Source organism: Chitinophaga arvensicola (genome assembly GCF_900110835.1).
Classification (GTDB): Bacteria; Bacteroidota; Bacteroidia; order Chitinophagales; family Chitinophagaceae; genus Chitinophaga; species Chitinophaga arvensicola.
On the sequence record NZ_FOJG01000001.1, the window covers coordinates 806,263 to 819,935 of the forward strand.

Here is a 13,673-nt window from a genome sequence, read left to right on the forward strand (position 1 = left end):
GGTCGCGAAAGTAGGATATATTTACGAATTTAAGCCAGGTCGCAGATCCCGATTGCCTGACGCAGCGAGGCGATCTGGTCTTTGTGAGCCGGGATAAATTCCTGGGCTACGTGACCTTTAAACCCGGTTTCGTAGATAGCTTTCATAATGGCCGGGTAGTACAGCTCCTGGGTTTCATCAATTTCATGACGACCCGGTACGCCTCCGGTATGGTAATGCGCAATATACTCGTGGTGGTCGCGGATGTTACGGATCACATCCCCTTCCATGATCTGCATATGATAAATGTCGTACAACAGTTTAAAATTAGGAGAACCCAATGATTTACAGAGTTCTACGCCCCATGCGGTATGATCGCATTGGTAGTCGTGGTGATCCACTTTACTGTTCAGCAGCTCCATCACCAGGGTCACTTTTTTCTTTTCGGCATAGCCAATTACCCGCTGCAGGCCTTTGGTGCAGTTTTCAATGCCCTGCTGATCGCTCATACCATCGCGGTTGCCCGAGAAGCAGATCAGGTTGGAGAAACCAGCTTTTGCGGTTTCATCTATATAATATTTGAAATATTCTTCCAGTTTATCGTGGTGCTCTATCTTGTTAAAGCCTTTGGTGATACCCCAATCCGGGCCATTTGAAGCCACCATGGCGGTGATCATGTCATTCTTTTTCAGTGTGTCGAAGCCTTTCGGATCAACGAGGTCAATAGAATGAATGCCTATCTTTTTAGCGGCTTTGCAGAGTTCATCCAGTGGAAGATTATAACACCAGGCACATACCGAGTGGTTGATTTTTCCTTTCAGTTTTTCATCTACTGCCAGATCGTGTGCGGCTACCCTGGTGGAAAGAGATGATAACGCGGTGGAGGCGAATGCCATAGTGGCGACTTTTTTAATCATATCGCGGCGTGAGTTTTCCTGGTGCATAAAAGTGTTTGCTTTATAACTGCTGTTAAAATAGTAGAATTTACGCTTAATAGCAAACCCCGGCTCTTCTTTGGGGTGAAAAAGAACGTGGAAGTACTGATTTTCCTTTTTCCGTAGAACCAACCGCTGTCATCCTGCGTTTATATGGTAAATTGCAGGTAGTTTCGGAATTTGGTAAGTAATTTGTTTATGTATTGAAAAGCGGAGGTTGATATGGAAAAAAAATATACTCCCAGTTTATGGATCTGTATCGTAATGGACCTTTTGGGATGCGCCAGTTATGCCGTTCCGGTGTTGGGCGACGTAAGTGATCTCATCTGGGCCCCGATTTCGGCCATCATTTTCTACCGTATGTTTGGTGGCTCCATTGGTACTTTTGGTAGCGTCTTTAATTTTATGGAAGAATTATTTCCGGGAACGGATATCATCCCCACCTTTACCCTTGCGTGGATATTGAAACGGGTAATGGCGCCAAGAAGAACGATGTCTATTTAAAAGATGCACTAAAATAACAAAGGGCATTATTAATCATAACGATTAATAGTGCCCTTCTTTTTATACGTTTAAGATGGTTACAGGCCTCTCATTCTCATACCACCACCGCCTCCTCTGCCACCAGGTCCGCCGCCGGGAAATCCGCCCATACGGCCGCCTCTTTCACCTTTATTATTACCCCCGAATTTGTTCAGGAAATAAGTGAAACTCACCATAAAATATTGTTGCAATACATTGCTCTGTACATCCTGGATATAGTTGTCTGCCACGGTACGGGATACACTGATATATTGCCTTAACAGGTCGAATCCCTGTACTTTGATCATCCCTTGTTTCTTAGGAAATACATACTTGGATACGTTAGCATTCCACATGGTGGAAGTGAGGTTGTATCCCGCCTGGCGGCCACGGCTCATGGTGCAGGTAATATCGCTACCGATCATGAATCCGAGTGGCAGATTTACATTGAAATCGGTATTGAGATTATAATCGAAATACCGGGTGTTGTTAGCACCGGCGGTCGTTTGCTGGGAATAGTTGTTGGCATTGTAATTCACGCTGCCGCCCAGTGATATGTCAAATAATTCTTTGTACATGTAATTCACACTGGCGGATTGCGACAGCTGCAACGAAGTGGTATTGCTGTTTACACCATTGCTCACAATCACATCTTTGCTATAACTCACGGAGGTTCCGGTATTCAGGTTTTGGCCTGGCGTTTTAGACAACGGGATAGAATTGTGTACCGATCCGGAGATGCTGTAGTTGCCGTTTACGTTGATTGGTCTTACGGTTTGTTTACCGGTTTCAGGATCCAGCGTAGTAGCGTTAATGATTTTATTCACCGTGTAGGCGCCATTTAACCGCGCAAACATTCCCCGGAATGTGGTGTTGTTGAATGTGTTATAGTTCACGCTCATATTATTGGTGAAAGACGGCTTCAGGTCTGGATTTCCAAGTTGTATGTACAGTGGATTGCTATTATCGGGAACCGGCGCCAGCTGTTGTACAGAAGGCTGTTGGGTATTTCCGTTATAGTTGATCCGTAACCGTTTGTTTTTGGAAAATGTATAGTTAAAAGATGCCTGTGGCGAAAAGTTCATGGTGTGTTGTGTGATCAGGCTATCTCTCCCTGTGAGAAAGGAATGCGTAGTGTTATCAAGATTATTGAACAGTACATTCAATCCTATGGAGTAGTCATATTTCAGCTTGTTGGTACGTATTGCGAATCCGGCCTGCTGGTTCAGCGTGCTGTTGGTAAAAGCATTGCTCAGCGAGTCGTTCATGATATTATACTCACCTTTGGCATTATCATAATCGTACGTATACTTTGTGCTGGTGCTGTTGTATTTGGTAATACCGTAATTGGCTTCCAGGTAACGGTCTCCTCCCAAAGGCTCTGTGTACGTGAGGTTCACGCCTTCGTTGCGGCTGTCGGTGTTTACCTGGTTTTTTTGATTAAATGTAACGAGGCTATCGGCCGTAACATAATTGATGCTGGACTTTATATAATTCTGCTGGTCGTTGGTGCTGTTGTTATAGTTGAAATTCGCACTGAGTGTACGTCCTGGCTTTTTAAATCTTTTACGGAACAATAAAGATCCGCCATAGTTGGAATTGGTTCCTTGGCCATCATTATAGGTAAGCCCTCTGTTCAGCGTATCCTTGTTGGTATTCAGCGACAGGTTTTCTGTAACGCTGTAGGTATTGCCATTGGTGAGGGAATACGTGGGTGAAAAAATGAGAGAGTGAAAGGAGTCAATCGTATATTCTACGCGGGCACTAAAGCGGTTATTGCTGTTGTCTGTCTGCGAAGAAGACGTGGTATTATCGTAGTTGGTGGTAGCATTGCCTGCTTTATCCGTACTGAACGTTTGTTTCGCAGTTTTCTGCTCCATATCCGTCTTCGTATCGTTAAAGAAGTAGCTGCCGTTGAAGATCAGGTTTTTGCTGAAGTCCTGGTTAAAGTTGAAGCCGGTGTTCCAGTTGCGGGTGATACCGGTGTTATTGCCACCACCAAGACTTTGCTGCATACCACGCATGCCACCGCCGCGGCCACCACCACCTCCTCTGCCGCCGCCACCAACGGAGCTGAAGCTCATGGCATCCTGCTGGGTGTAGCCCATGTTGTTAACGTTGTTACCACCGCCGAGCAATGACATCTGCTGGTTGTCCCGGAAGCGGTTGAGGCTAAGGGAAACGCCATAGCGGTCATCGGTGCCATAGCCGGCCGTAGCGCGGCCAAACATTCCTTTTTTCTTATCTTTTTTGATGGTGATGTTGATGGTTTTTTCTGTTTGCCCGTCGTCGATTTGTGTGAACTGCGCCTGATCAGATTTTCTGTCTATCAATTGTACTTTATCAATAATATTGGCTGGAAGGTTTTTGGTGGCGAGTTTGGGATCATTACCGAAGAAAGGTTTACCATCTACCAGCACCCGGGTAACGGTTTCTCCCTGTGCAGTAATGGCGCCGTCTTTATCTACCGTAACACCTGGTAGCTTTTTTAACAGGTCTTCTACCACTGCATTTTCACGGGTTTTAAATGCATCGGCATTAAATTCAAGGGTATCTTTTTTTACAACAATGGGTGGTTTCTCATCGAGAATTTCTACTGCATTCAGGGTAACGCCTTTCTGCACCATGGCGATATTGCCGAGTGTGAGCTGCTGGTTCTCCTGGTTGATCTGCAGAGGTTTATTGACGGCTTTATAACCGAGAAAGCTGACGTAGAGGCGGTAAGCGCCGTCTGCAATACCGCTGAGTTCAAAGTTTCCTTTGTTGTCTGTCATGGTAGTACTGGCTACGGTGGAGTCTTTCGCGTGCAACAGTACCACAGTGGCAGCCGGCATGGCTTCCCGGGAGGTGGAGTCAGTTAGTTGGCCTTTAATCTTTCCTTGTTGCGCCTGGGCCTGAGCATGTATCATGCCCAAACCCAGTATCAGCAAGAGTTGTATAAGTTTCTTCATAAATGAAATTAGCAGGAAAGGGGGAAAGTTAGGTTGAAATTTACTATTGTTGTTGCCGCTTACGTAATTTCTCCATTTCATCTTTTCTGATCTCTCTCCATTTTTCCTGTGTTACCTTTTCTGCTCCGGCGGGAATACTAAGATCCGCATCTGTTACAGGTTTCAGGCTAACGCTTTTTGCAGTGAAAGCTCTTTTGCTGCCTTCGGCAGATAGGACCACGGCGTTGCTATCGGGCAATAATCCGTTTACCGGAGAGAAGCTGAAGGGCAGATCGGTGGTATACCATACCGTGTAAGTATTTTCTTTAAGCTGTATGGTGGCCTTTTTGCAGGTGTATCCGGCTATTTTCTTTGTTTTGTCGGACGACTTGTTATTAGCGGTAAAGATGAAATCTTCTTCTGTGTAATAAGTTTTCTTATCGTCGCCAAAAGTGCTGAATACCTGTTCGTACTTCTTATTGGTAAGATCTACGTATTGTGCGTTATTGCCTCTTGGTCCCATGCCCATGCCACCGGGGCCTCCGGGTCTGCGACGGTTGCTGGTATCACCGTCAGGACGTTGTCTTCCACGGCCAAAGCCGCCCCCATCCGGGCGCTCGGTGGTGATTTTGCCGATACCATCGGCAAAAGTAAATACCTGTTTGAAAGTGATGACATCCGGAATTTCGGGGGCATCATCGCCACCACGTTGAAATGCACGCATACGTTCGGGGTCTGTTTTGGCAGTCACTTCATATTCAATAACACCTGATTGCTGAGCAAATAACGGACTGGTAGCCGATAGCAGCGTGGCCGCTGCGAAAAGTAAACGGATAGTTCGGTTCATACCTGATTGATTTTGTAGTACAAATGTGAACCTTCACTTTCATTTTTTGGGTTAAAAAGCTTTATTTACTGTTATTTACTGTTAAGTACGGTAAGAAAGCGTTAATCTTCCTTATTTACTGTTAATTACTGTTAAGGGATTGCCCGCTATTCCCTAGGGAATGGATAGTTTTGTAAGGATCTTAAAAACGTTCATGCGACAAAGAATCAGAAATATCCTCATCCTCATGTCTGTCTGTATACTGGGCATATTTCTGTTCCAGGGATACTGGCTGTACAATTCCTATAAATTAAGAGAAGAACAATTCAGCAAGGAAATCAATGAATCGCTGCGCATGGCAGTGTTCAACAAACAATTTTCTGATGTGCGTCGTTATATCCGGTATTTTGGAAAGGATAAAGACTCCCTGCAAAAGCCGATGCGCGGGCTGGCGGATCAACTGGAAGAAATAGGCATGCCCAAGGGAAGACGCTTTAAATCGTATGACCGTTATCCGGGACCACCGCCGGAATCTTTTCATGGCGATTCACCCAGCAAAATATATGTGGATACCCTGGCCCGACAGATCTCTGAAATACTCATTACCAGTAACTTACATAACGATAGTACCAATCTGATAAAACTGGATTCCGTATTCCGGGTAGAACTGGCCAACCGGCAGATAGCTACCCCATATGTGATGGATACCATTCACCTCAGTTTCAGCGGCTTTGACCGGGAATCATTCAGAGACAGTATCCGCAAACGGGAGCCCCGGCAAACCGCCAAGATTCCCTTCAATCCCGGTACCAATCTCTTTGTGCAGGCTACATTCGATTCTCCCCTGCAGTTTATATTGCAGAAGATGATCTGGACCCTGCTTAGTTCCCTGGTATTACTGGTGCTTACGACCCTCAGTTTTATCTATATGCTGAGAACCATCCTTAAGCAAAAGAAGCTGTCGGAAGTAAAGAATGATTTTATCAACAATATGACGCATGAGCTGAAAACGCCTATCGCTACTGTGTCTGCAGCTGTTGAAGCGTTGCAGAATTTCAATGCGCTCAATGATCAACGCAAAACACAAACCTACCTCGATATCTCCAAGAATGAATTGCAGCGGCTATCTGACCTGGTAGAAAAAGTACTGCATATTGCTGCAGAGGAAAAGGAAGATATTGAACTGTTCCGGGAAGAAACAGATCTCAACGAAGTAGTGGATAATATTCTTTCAAATCATCAGCTGAAAGCTGGAAAGCAGTTGCAGCTGCGGTATGATAATAACCTGGCCGGCAAAACGGTATATGTTGATAAAACACACCTGGCTAATGCCATCAATAACCTGGTAGATAATGCCATCAAGTATTCGGGAGACCAGGTGCAATTATACCTGCAAACCAGCCTGGAAAATGGTATCTTAAAGATCCGCGTAAAGGATAGCGGCATCGGTATCCCGAAAGTTTACCAGGGAAGTATCTTTGATAAGTTTTTCAGGGTACCTACGGGCAACCTGCATAATGTAAAAGGATTTGGCCTGGGGCTCAGTTATGTGCAGAAAATCGTGGAAATGCATGGAGGGGCTGTTCATGTGCAGAGTGAGCCGGATAAAGGCAGTGAATTCACCATCATCATCCCTTCCGCTTAACCTTACAAAAGAGATTTATGGCAAAAGTATTACTGATAGAAGATGAAGTACAGCTTGGACAGATCGTGAAAGACAGTCTTGAAATGCGTGGCTTTGAAATGTTATATGCAGCCGATGGAAAAGAAGGGCTGCGGTTGTACCAGCAGGAGCACCCTGATGTAGTAGTGCTGGATATCATGATGCCCCATATGGACGGCTTCACGGTAACTGCAGAAATCCGCAAGCAGGATAAATTTACGCCTATCATTTTCCTGACCGCCAAATCCCAGACCGCCGATGTGGTGAAGGGGTTTGAACTGGGAGGAAACGATTACCTGAAAAAGCCGTTCAGCATGGACGAACTGATTGTCCGGATCACGGCGCTGCTGAAGCGGTTCAGCGATAATCCGGGTACCCGTGAAATAGAGGAAGGTGCGGTTACTATTGGTCAGTATGTATTTAATTATACCAAACAAACCCTGGCCCGTAACAATGCCATTGAGTTCCTCTCCCACCGGGAAGCGGCTATTTTACGGCGGCTATACGATAATAAAAATGAGGTGATGGAGCGTAAATCGGTGCTGCTGGATCTCTGGGGAGATGATAACTTTTTTAATGCCCGCAGTATGGACGTTTTTATCACAAAACTCCGCCGGTACCTGAAAGATGACTCCAGGGTACAGATTGTGAATATCCGTGGAGTGGGTTATAAACTGATCTTCTAGTGGCTGGCCATGGCCGGATCCGTCTCAAAGGTAATATACACCCGGGTTCCTTCTACGGTCTGCGTGGTTCCGGGCAGGTCTGAAATTTCAATATTAAATTGTTTGTGATACATGCTGCGGTAAAGCGCGGCTCTTTCCATGCATATTTCCATACCCCGGGAATGATGGTTATTGCTTTTCAGTCCATCATGATGATATTGCAGGGCCTGTGCCCTGCCGATGCCATTGTCGGTTACCTCGCAGGCATAAAGATTAGGGGCCAGTTGCAGCCACCGGATGTATAGCTGCCGGTTGGAGGCTTTATGCATTAATCCATGCCAGATGGCATTTTCCACAAAAGGTTGCACCAGCATACAGGGTACGTAAAGCGTCGATGCAGAGATCTGCGGATCGGTTAGCAGCGTATAATCAAATCCGTTATTGGTGCGTAATTGTTCCAGTTTAAGGTATAGCTCCAGCATGTCAGCTTCTTCCTGTAGCGGGATGAAATTCTTATCGGCCAGCATCAGTACTTTTCTTAGCAGCAGGGCAAACCGGGAAATATATTCCTGGGCCAGGGCAGTTTCTCCGGTCATCAGGGCAGTGTAGATCCCATTGAGGCAGTTGAACTGGAAATGGGGGTTCACCTGCGATTTCAGGTTCACCATTTTCAGTTCAGATAATTGTTTCCTGAGTTGTTGAAGGGAGATGTCCTGTTCATGGCTGTGGCGGAGCAATATCTCTTCCTGGCTTCTGATCAGAAGATAACGGGAACGGTAACGCATAAAAAGGAGCAAGAAAACGCCGGCACCGGCTGTAGCCAGTAACAGCGTAGTGGTGTGTATAGTGACAGGCATACCTCCTCGATTTGCTTATGAAAATATACATCATTTCCGGGAAAAAATGGGGACTGATCAAACACCATCAGTTTACGCCTAAACGCTTATCTTTGTTGTTTATGGAACAGTTAGTACAGCAAATAGCAGCCTACAAAGAAGAAATAGCGGCTTTTACGCCTGCCGGCGCAGCGGATCTGGAACAGTACCGCATAAAATTCCTGGGTACAAAAGGTATCGTGAAAGCTCTTTTCGGGGAGATGAAGCAGGTACCGAATGACCGTAAGAAAGAATTTGGGCAGATATTAAACGAATTTAAGCAACTCGCGGAATCCCGCTACGAGCAGTTCAGTGACCTGAAAGATGCTGGTGGCGCTGATGCCGGAGATATTGATTATACCTTACCGGCGGCGCCTCACCGGTTGGGCACCCGTCATCCTATCAGCCTGGTGCGGAACAAAATTATCCGCATTTTTGAGCGTCTCGGCTTTACCATTGCGGAGGGCCCGGAGATTGAAGATGACTGGCACAACTTTACCGCATTAAATCTCCCGGAAAACCATCCGGCCCGCGATATGCAGGATACCTTCTTCATCAGCAAAAATCCGGATTGGTTGCTGCGTACCCAGACTTCCTCCGCCCAGGTAAGGGTGATGGAAGAAGGGAAGCTGCCTATCCGTATTATCAGCCCGGGAAGAGTATACCGCAATGAAACCATTTCTGCCCGTGCACACTGCTTCTTCCACCAGGTAGAAGGATTGTACATAGACGAAAACGTATCATTCGCAGACCTGAAACAAACCCTGTATCACTTTGTTCAGGAGATGTTTGGTGAAAATACCGGTATCCGTTTCCGTCCGTCTTATTTCCCGTTCACGGAACCAAGCGCCGAAATGGATATTGTATGCTTCATTTGTGGTGGTACCGGCTGTAATGTATGTAAGCAAACCGGCTGGGTGGAAATACTCGGTTGTGGTATGGTGCATCCGAAAGTACTGGCCAATTGCGGCATCGATCCGGAGAAATATTCCGGTTTCGCCTTCGGTATGGGAATAGAACGTATTACCATGCTGAAATACCAGATCAAAGACCTGCGCCTGTTCTCCGAAAACGATACCCGTTTCCTGGAGCAGTTTGAAGGAGCAGTATAGATATTTTATTTATCAGGCTATTTGGTTATCACATAAATGCAGCGGAAAATCCCGCTGCATTTATGTGATAACCGGACGAAAATCCTCAAAAAGTGATGCAAACTATTGCCGTATGCGGTGCAGGTACCATGGGTGCCGGAATAGCGCAAATAGCAGCCTACAGCGGATTTACTACTTTGTTGTTTGATATACGGCAGGACGGACTGGATAGAGCAAAAGCGCAGATTGAAAAGAGCCTGACTGCCGCAGTAGAGAAAGGTAAATTAACGGCGACCGATAAAGAAAGTGTGCTGCAACGGATCCGTTTTACCGCAACTATAGAAGACTGTGTAGCAGATGTGATCATAGAAGCGATCATAGAAAAGATAGCGGCTAAAACCGATCTTTTCAACCAGCTGGCTGCCATCAATACCGCCGACACCATCTTTGCTTCCAATACTTCTTCCCTGTCTGTTTCCGAAATTGCGGCTGCTGTAACGGTTCATCCGTCGAGAGTGGTGGGGATGCACTTCTTTAACCCGGCACATCTCATGAAGCTGGTGGAAGTTGTCAGCGGAAAAGAAACGGCGCCGGAAGTGGCAGACAGCATTTATGAACTTGCCCTGAAAATGGGTAAAGTGCCGGTAAGGGTAAAAGATTCGCCAGGATTTATTGTAAACCGGGTGGCCCGGCATTATTACCTGGAAGCCATGCATATTGCCCAGCAAGGTCAGGCCGACTTCAGTACCATCGATCAGTTGCTGGAAGGCAGCGGGTTTAAAATGGGACCATTCGCCCTGATGGACCTGATCGGGAATGATATTAACCTGGCAGTTTCGCAATCCCTGTACGATGCTTTTCAGCAAGCGCCCCGCTTTAAGCCGAATGTTCTCCAGGAACAGCGGGTAAAGGACGGCAAGCTGGGACGCAAAACAGGATTGGGTTTTTACAGGTACGAACAATAACGGCTTTTAGTTATTTTTGAGCCTCTTTTTGTAAAAGAATTTTTCTCTTCATGATTTTAGTAACCGGCGGTACAGGTTTTTTGGGTAGTTATCTGATTCGGGCATTAGTGGCTGCAGGGAAACCTGTCAGGGCATTGTACCGTCAACAACCATCGCCCCGGTTGCAGGATATTTCTGATAAAATAGAATGGGTGCCAGGCGATATCCTGGATGTATGCGCCCTGGAAGACGCGATGGTGGGTGTTACGCAGGTGTATCACTGCGCTGCCGTAGTTTCTTTCCAGGAAGCGGATAAAGACCGGCTGCTGAAAATAAACGCAGAAGGCACCGCCAATGTGGTGAATATGGCGCTCGATGCCGGTGTGAACAAGCTCCTGTACGTGAGTTCCGTGGCAGCTATCGGCCGTGCAAAACCTGGTGCCGCTGTGAATGAGGAATGTGAATGGGAAGACAGCAAAAATAATTCCCGCTACAGCATCAGCAAATTCCAGGGAGAGATGGAAGTGTGGAGAGGTATCGCAGAAGGCCTGGATGCGGTGATCGTGAACCCGGCCATTATCCTGGGCGCAGGCTTCTGGAATGATGGCTCCGGAGCATTGCTCAAAAATGCCTGGAAAGAATTTCCTTACTATACCCGTGGCGTAAATGGTTTTGTAGATGTGGAAGATGTGGTGACCGTAATGATCCGGCTGATGGACAGTAACATCCAGGGAGAACGGTTTATTCTCTCTGCAGACAACTGGGAGTATCAGCGGTTATTTACCACTATGGCGCAGGCACTGGGTAAAAAGCCTCCGCATAAGGAGGCCAGACCCTGGATGGCCGAAGTGGTATGGCGACTGGAAAAGGTGAAGGGAATGGTAACGGGCAAGCATCCGCTGATCACAAGAGAAACAGCCCGCACGGCCCAGTTGAAAGTATACTACGAAAACAATAAGATATTACAGGCGTTGCCCGGCTTTCAATTCAGGCCACTGGAAGAAACGATCCGGCATATCTCTGCGGCCTATCTCAGGGAACGCGGAGTTAGTCTTACCCAGGATTAATCTGATGAACTGATTGTCCGGATTTGATTTTGGTGATGATTTTTAAAAGATTTGGGGAGATGAAAGCGGTTACTACTCGCTTTTATCTCCCCAAATTATAAAAACAAAAAGTGGGAAAATCAGTTGAATCAACAAAATCAGTTTAATCCTGCAAAAAGACAAAAAGCGCCGAAGGCGCCTCCTATCCAAACAGCAGCGCTGCAATAGCGGCCGATAATGTTTTAGAAATCTCCACCGGCACTTCCCTGCTCATCCATACCCTTGGTTTCTCACCGGGTATCACTGCCGCCACCGGTTGTCCACGGTATTGGAATTCATAGCACACATTTTCATAAGAGTTTACTTTACCGTAGCGGTTATTGGCGGTAATACGTATATCTGTATCCGTTGATCTCAGTACACCGGCCGGTTTATTTTCATTCAACTCCAGGTAATGAGGACTTTTCAGGATCATTTCCCAGCGTTTTAAGGGCTCATTTTTGGTGCCGTTGATCAGGGTGTAGCGAAGGTCTGTTGCTGGTGCCAATCCACTCAGCCAGGACGGCAGATCGCGGTTGGAGAACACAATGGCTGTTGTGTTCATGGTTTGTACCAACAGGTGTTCCTCATTGCCGTTCAGATAAAAATTAAAGGCGTTTTTAGGGTCTTTGATGAAGGTGGCTTCCGCTACCCCGTTTTTACGGGAAGTGGTGCTATAAAGGCCAAAAGAGAGGGTTTTAGCGGTAAGCCAGCCGTCCTTTACCTTCACGGTCCATTCCTGGTCGCTGGTGTATAAGGAAGATTTTGAGGCAGTGGGTTTGGTAGTGCTGCAACCCCATAGCAGCAGAAAGAGGAAAACGGCGGATAAATACTTCATGAAGCGGGTCGTTTTGAATGTACGGAGATGCCGGGAGGTGGCATAGCTACTCCCGGCATCCGGAATTATTGCCTGATGTCTTTCAGCTTTTCCCACATCTCAGGGATGCGTTTTACCCAGGCAAGTTCTTTCTTCTTCACCCGGGCATCTTCAACCGGGGTTCCAAAATATGTTTTGCCTCCTTCGAGGGATGCAGGTACGCCACTTTGTGCCAGCACAACGGCGCCTTTTCCGATGGTGAGGTCTTTGTTCACACCCACCTGTCCCCAGAGGATTACGTTGTCTTCAATTTTTGCTTTACCGGCAATACCTACCTGTGCAGCGATGAGGCAATTTCTGCCGATCACGGTACCATGACCTACATGGATCATGTTATCCAGTTTGGTACCACGGCCAATGATCGTGTCTCCGCTTACGCCTTTGTCGATGGTACAACCTGCTCCGAGTTCCACATCGCTTTCTATGATCACTCTTCCACAGCTTTCCAGCTTATCGTAATTCACTTCACGCTCAGGTCTTTTCTTGAAGTAAAAGGCATCGGCGCCAAGCACGGTACCTGCGTGGATAATCACGTTATCTCCTATCTCACAGTAGTCGTAAATGGTTACGTTAGGATGTATGAGACAGTTACGGCCAATACGCACATGATTGCCAATGAATACGTTGGGTTGGATCACAGTGCCTTCTCCTATTATTGCACTATCGCTGATGGCTTTGGTTGCCGGTTCAAACGGACGGAATCTTTTAACCAGTTTTACATAGGCACTGAATGGGTCATCCAGTACTAAAAGTGCTTTGCCTTCCGGGCAATCAACCTTTTTGTTAATGATGATGATAGTAGCTGCCGAATTCAAGCTGGCGTTATAGTATTTCTCAAAGTCAACAAAGGAAATATCTCCCGGTGTAACCTTATGTATTTCATTGATGCCAGTGGCCATCAGTTGGGTGTTGCCAACCAGCTCTGCGCCTATATATGCTGCTATTTCCGTTACTGCAACAGGTGCTTCGAACTTCATATACTCTGTATTGTTGAATAATGTTAAAGAGCAACAAAGGTAGTAAATCGACAATTGCGATGATCAATTTATGGAAGCCTGATGAAGTTGTTCAGAAAGTTTTAATCTGCTGTTATCCACAATTATTTTACTAGTGTGAATAAAATTTTTTGTAAATTTTTTCTTTTGTGATGAAATTCTTTTTAATATTGTGTAGGGAATTTTGTTTCCCTGTACTTACTAACCCATTCACATAACAAGAAAGTCTGATTGTTCCAACGGTCAGACTTTTTTTATTGCCCTTGAAACCCGCATGAATAAAGCG

At 46.2% G+C, this 13,673-nt stretch carries 12 protein-coding genes; 6 read left to right on the top strand and 6 right to left on the bottom strand.

All coding sequences use genetic code 11. The annotated features are described in order from the left end of the window. Positions 1–29: 29 nt before the first annotated feature. A complete protein-coding gene (locus BMW79_RS03485; RefSeq protein ID WP_089896761.1) occupies positions 30–923 on the bottom strand; it encodes a hydroxypyruvate isomerase family protein in 894 nt (297 codons plus the stop codon). A 213-nt stretch (positions 924–1,136) separates the two neighbouring features. Here BMW79_RS03485 and BMW79_RS03490 point away from each other — a divergent pair, with 213 nt between their 5' ends. Next, positions 1,137–1,418 carry a hypothetical protein gene (locus BMW79_RS03490; RefSeq protein ID WP_089890620.1) on the top strand — a complete coding sequence of 94 codons (282 nt, stop codon included), beginning with the start codon at positions 1,137–1,139 and terminating at the stop codon, positions 1,416–1,418. 77 nt (positions 1,419–1,495) lie between these two features. Here BMW79_RS03490 and BMW79_RS03495 read toward each other — a convergent pair whose 3' ends face one another. Beyond that, a complete protein-coding gene (locus BMW79_RS03495) occupies positions 1,496–4,387 on the bottom strand; it encodes an outer membrane beta-barrel family protein (RefSeq protein WP_177192024.1) in 2,892 nt (963 codons plus the stop codon). Positions 4,388–4,430: 43 nt separating this feature from the next. Then, positions 4,431–5,213 (bottom strand): GLPGLI family protein, encoded by a 783-nt coding sequence (locus BMW79_RS03500; protein ID WP_089890627.1) that lies wholly within the window; start codon positions 5,211–5,213, stop codon positions 4,431–4,433. 193 nt (positions 5,214–5,406) lie between these two features. Here BMW79_RS03500 and BMW79_RS03505 point away from each other — a divergent pair, with 193 nt between their 5' ends. Together BMW79_RS03505 and BMW79_RS03510 are read left to right on the top strand one after the other, a co-directional pair. Beyond that, positions 5,407–6,837, top strand: coding sequence for a sensor histidine kinase (locus tag BMW79_RS03505; protein WP_177192025.1), 1,431 nt, complete (start codon positions 5,407–5,409; stop codon positions 6,835–6,837). A 17-nt stretch (positions 6,838–6,854) separates the two neighbouring features. Beyond that, on the top strand, positions 6,855–7,541 hold the full coding sequence (locus BMW79_RS03510; RefSeq protein ID WP_089890633.1) for a response regulator transcription factor: 687 nt from the start codon (positions 6,855–6,857) through the stop codon (positions 7,539–7,541). Here BMW79_RS03510 and BMW79_RS03515 read toward each other — a convergent pair. Next, positions 7,538–8,377 carry a sensor histidine kinase gene (locus BMW79_RS03515; RefSeq protein WP_089890636.1) on the bottom strand — a complete coding sequence of 280 codons (840 nt, stop codon included), beginning with the start codon at positions 8,375–8,377 and terminating at the stop codon, positions 7,538–7,540. The genes BMW79_RS03510 and BMW79_RS03515 overlap by 4 nt on opposite strands. Positions 8,378–8,394: 17 nt before the next feature. Here BMW79_RS03515 and pheS point away from each other — a divergent pair, with 17 nt between their 5' ends. From pheS to BMW79_RS03530, 3 genes are all read left to right on the top strand, one after another. Next, a complete protein-coding gene (pheS, locus tag BMW79_RS03520) occupies positions 8,395–9,507 on the top strand; it encodes a phenylalanine--tRNA ligase subunit alpha (protein ID WP_317042867.1) in 1,113 nt (370 codons plus the stop codon). Between the two features lie 95 nt (positions 9,508–9,602). Continuing rightward, positions 9,603–10,451, top strand: a complete 849-nt coding sequence (locus tag BMW79_RS03525; protein WP_089890640.1) for a 3-hydroxyacyl-CoA dehydrogenase NAD-binding domain-containing protein — start codon at positions 9,603–9,605, stop codon at positions 10,449–10,451. A gap of 50 nt (positions 10,452–10,501) precedes the next feature. Continuing rightward, entirely contained in the window at positions 10,502–11,497 is a 996-nt protein-coding gene (locus BMW79_RS03530) for an NAD-dependent epimerase/dehydratase family protein (protein WP_089890643.1), read from the top strand. Positions 11,498–11,678: 181 nt separating this feature from the next. Here the strand turns inward: BMW79_RS03530 and BMW79_RS03535 are convergent, their stop codons facing one another. Together BMW79_RS03535 and BMW79_RS03540 are read right to left on the bottom strand one after the other, a co-directional pair. Further along, complete coding sequence (locus tag BMW79_RS03535) at positions 11,679–12,353, bottom strand: hypothetical protein (protein WP_143059060.1); 675 nt, start codon at positions 12,351–12,353, stop codon at positions 11,679–11,681. Between the two features lie 65 nt (positions 12,354–12,418). Further along, positions 12,419–13,369 (bottom strand): UDP-3-O-(3-hydroxymyristoyl)glucosamine N-acyltransferase, encoded by a 951-nt coding sequence (locus BMW79_RS03540; RefSeq protein ID WP_089890648.1) that lies wholly within the window; start codon positions 13,367–13,369, stop codon positions 12,419–12,421. Positions 13,370–13,673: the final 304 nt, after the last annotated feature.

Excerpts from the sequence above, each read along its gene's own strand:
- BMW79_RS03510 (WP_089890633.1), top strand. The coding sequence starts at position 6,855 with ATGGCAAAAGTATTACTGATAGAAGATGAAGTACAGCTTGGACAGATC.
- pheS (WP_317042867.1), top strand. The coding sequence starts at position 8,395 with ATGAAAATATACATCATTTCCGGGAAAAAATGGGGACTGATCAAACAC.
- BMW79_RS03540 (WP_089890648.1), bottom strand. The coding sequence starts at position 13,369 with ATGAAGTTCGAAGCACCTGTTGCAGTAACGGAAATAGCAGCATATATA.
- BMW79_RS03500 (WP_089890627.1), bottom strand. The coding sequence starts at position 5,213 with ATGAACCGAACTATCCGTTTACTTTTCGCAGCGGCCACGCTGCTATCG.
- BMW79_RS03525 (WP_089890640.1), top strand. The coding sequence starts at position 9,603 with ATGCAAACTATTGCCGTATGCGGTGCAGGTACCATGGGTGCCGGAATA.
- BMW79_RS03485 (WP_089896761.1), bottom strand. The coding sequence starts at position 923 with ATGCACCAGGAAAACTCACGCCGCGATATGATTAAAAAAGTCGCCACT.
- BMW79_RS03515 (WP_089890636.1), bottom strand. The coding sequence starts at position 8,377 with ATGCCTGTCACTATACACACCACTACGCTGTTACTGGCTACAGCCGGT.
- BMW79_RS03495 (WP_177192024.1), bottom strand. The coding sequence starts at position 4,387 with ATGAAGAAACTTATACAACTCTTGCTGATACTGGGTTTGGGCATGATA.
- BMW79_RS03490 (WP_089890620.1), top strand. The coding sequence starts at position 1,137 with ATGGAAAAAAAATATACTCCCAGTTTATGGATCTGTATCGTAATGGAC.
- BMW79_RS03530 (WP_089890643.1), top strand. The coding sequence starts at position 10,502 with ATGATTTTAGTAACCGGCGGTACAGGTTTTTTGGGTAGTTATCTGATT.
- BMW79_RS03535 (WP_143059060.1), bottom strand. The coding sequence starts at position 12,353 with ATGAAGTATTTATCCGCCGTTTTCCTCTTTCTGCTGCTATGGGGTTGC.
- BMW79_RS03505 (WP_177192025.1), top strand. The coding sequence starts at position 5,407 with ATGCGACAAAGAATCAGAAATATCCTCATCCTCATGTCTGTCTGTATA.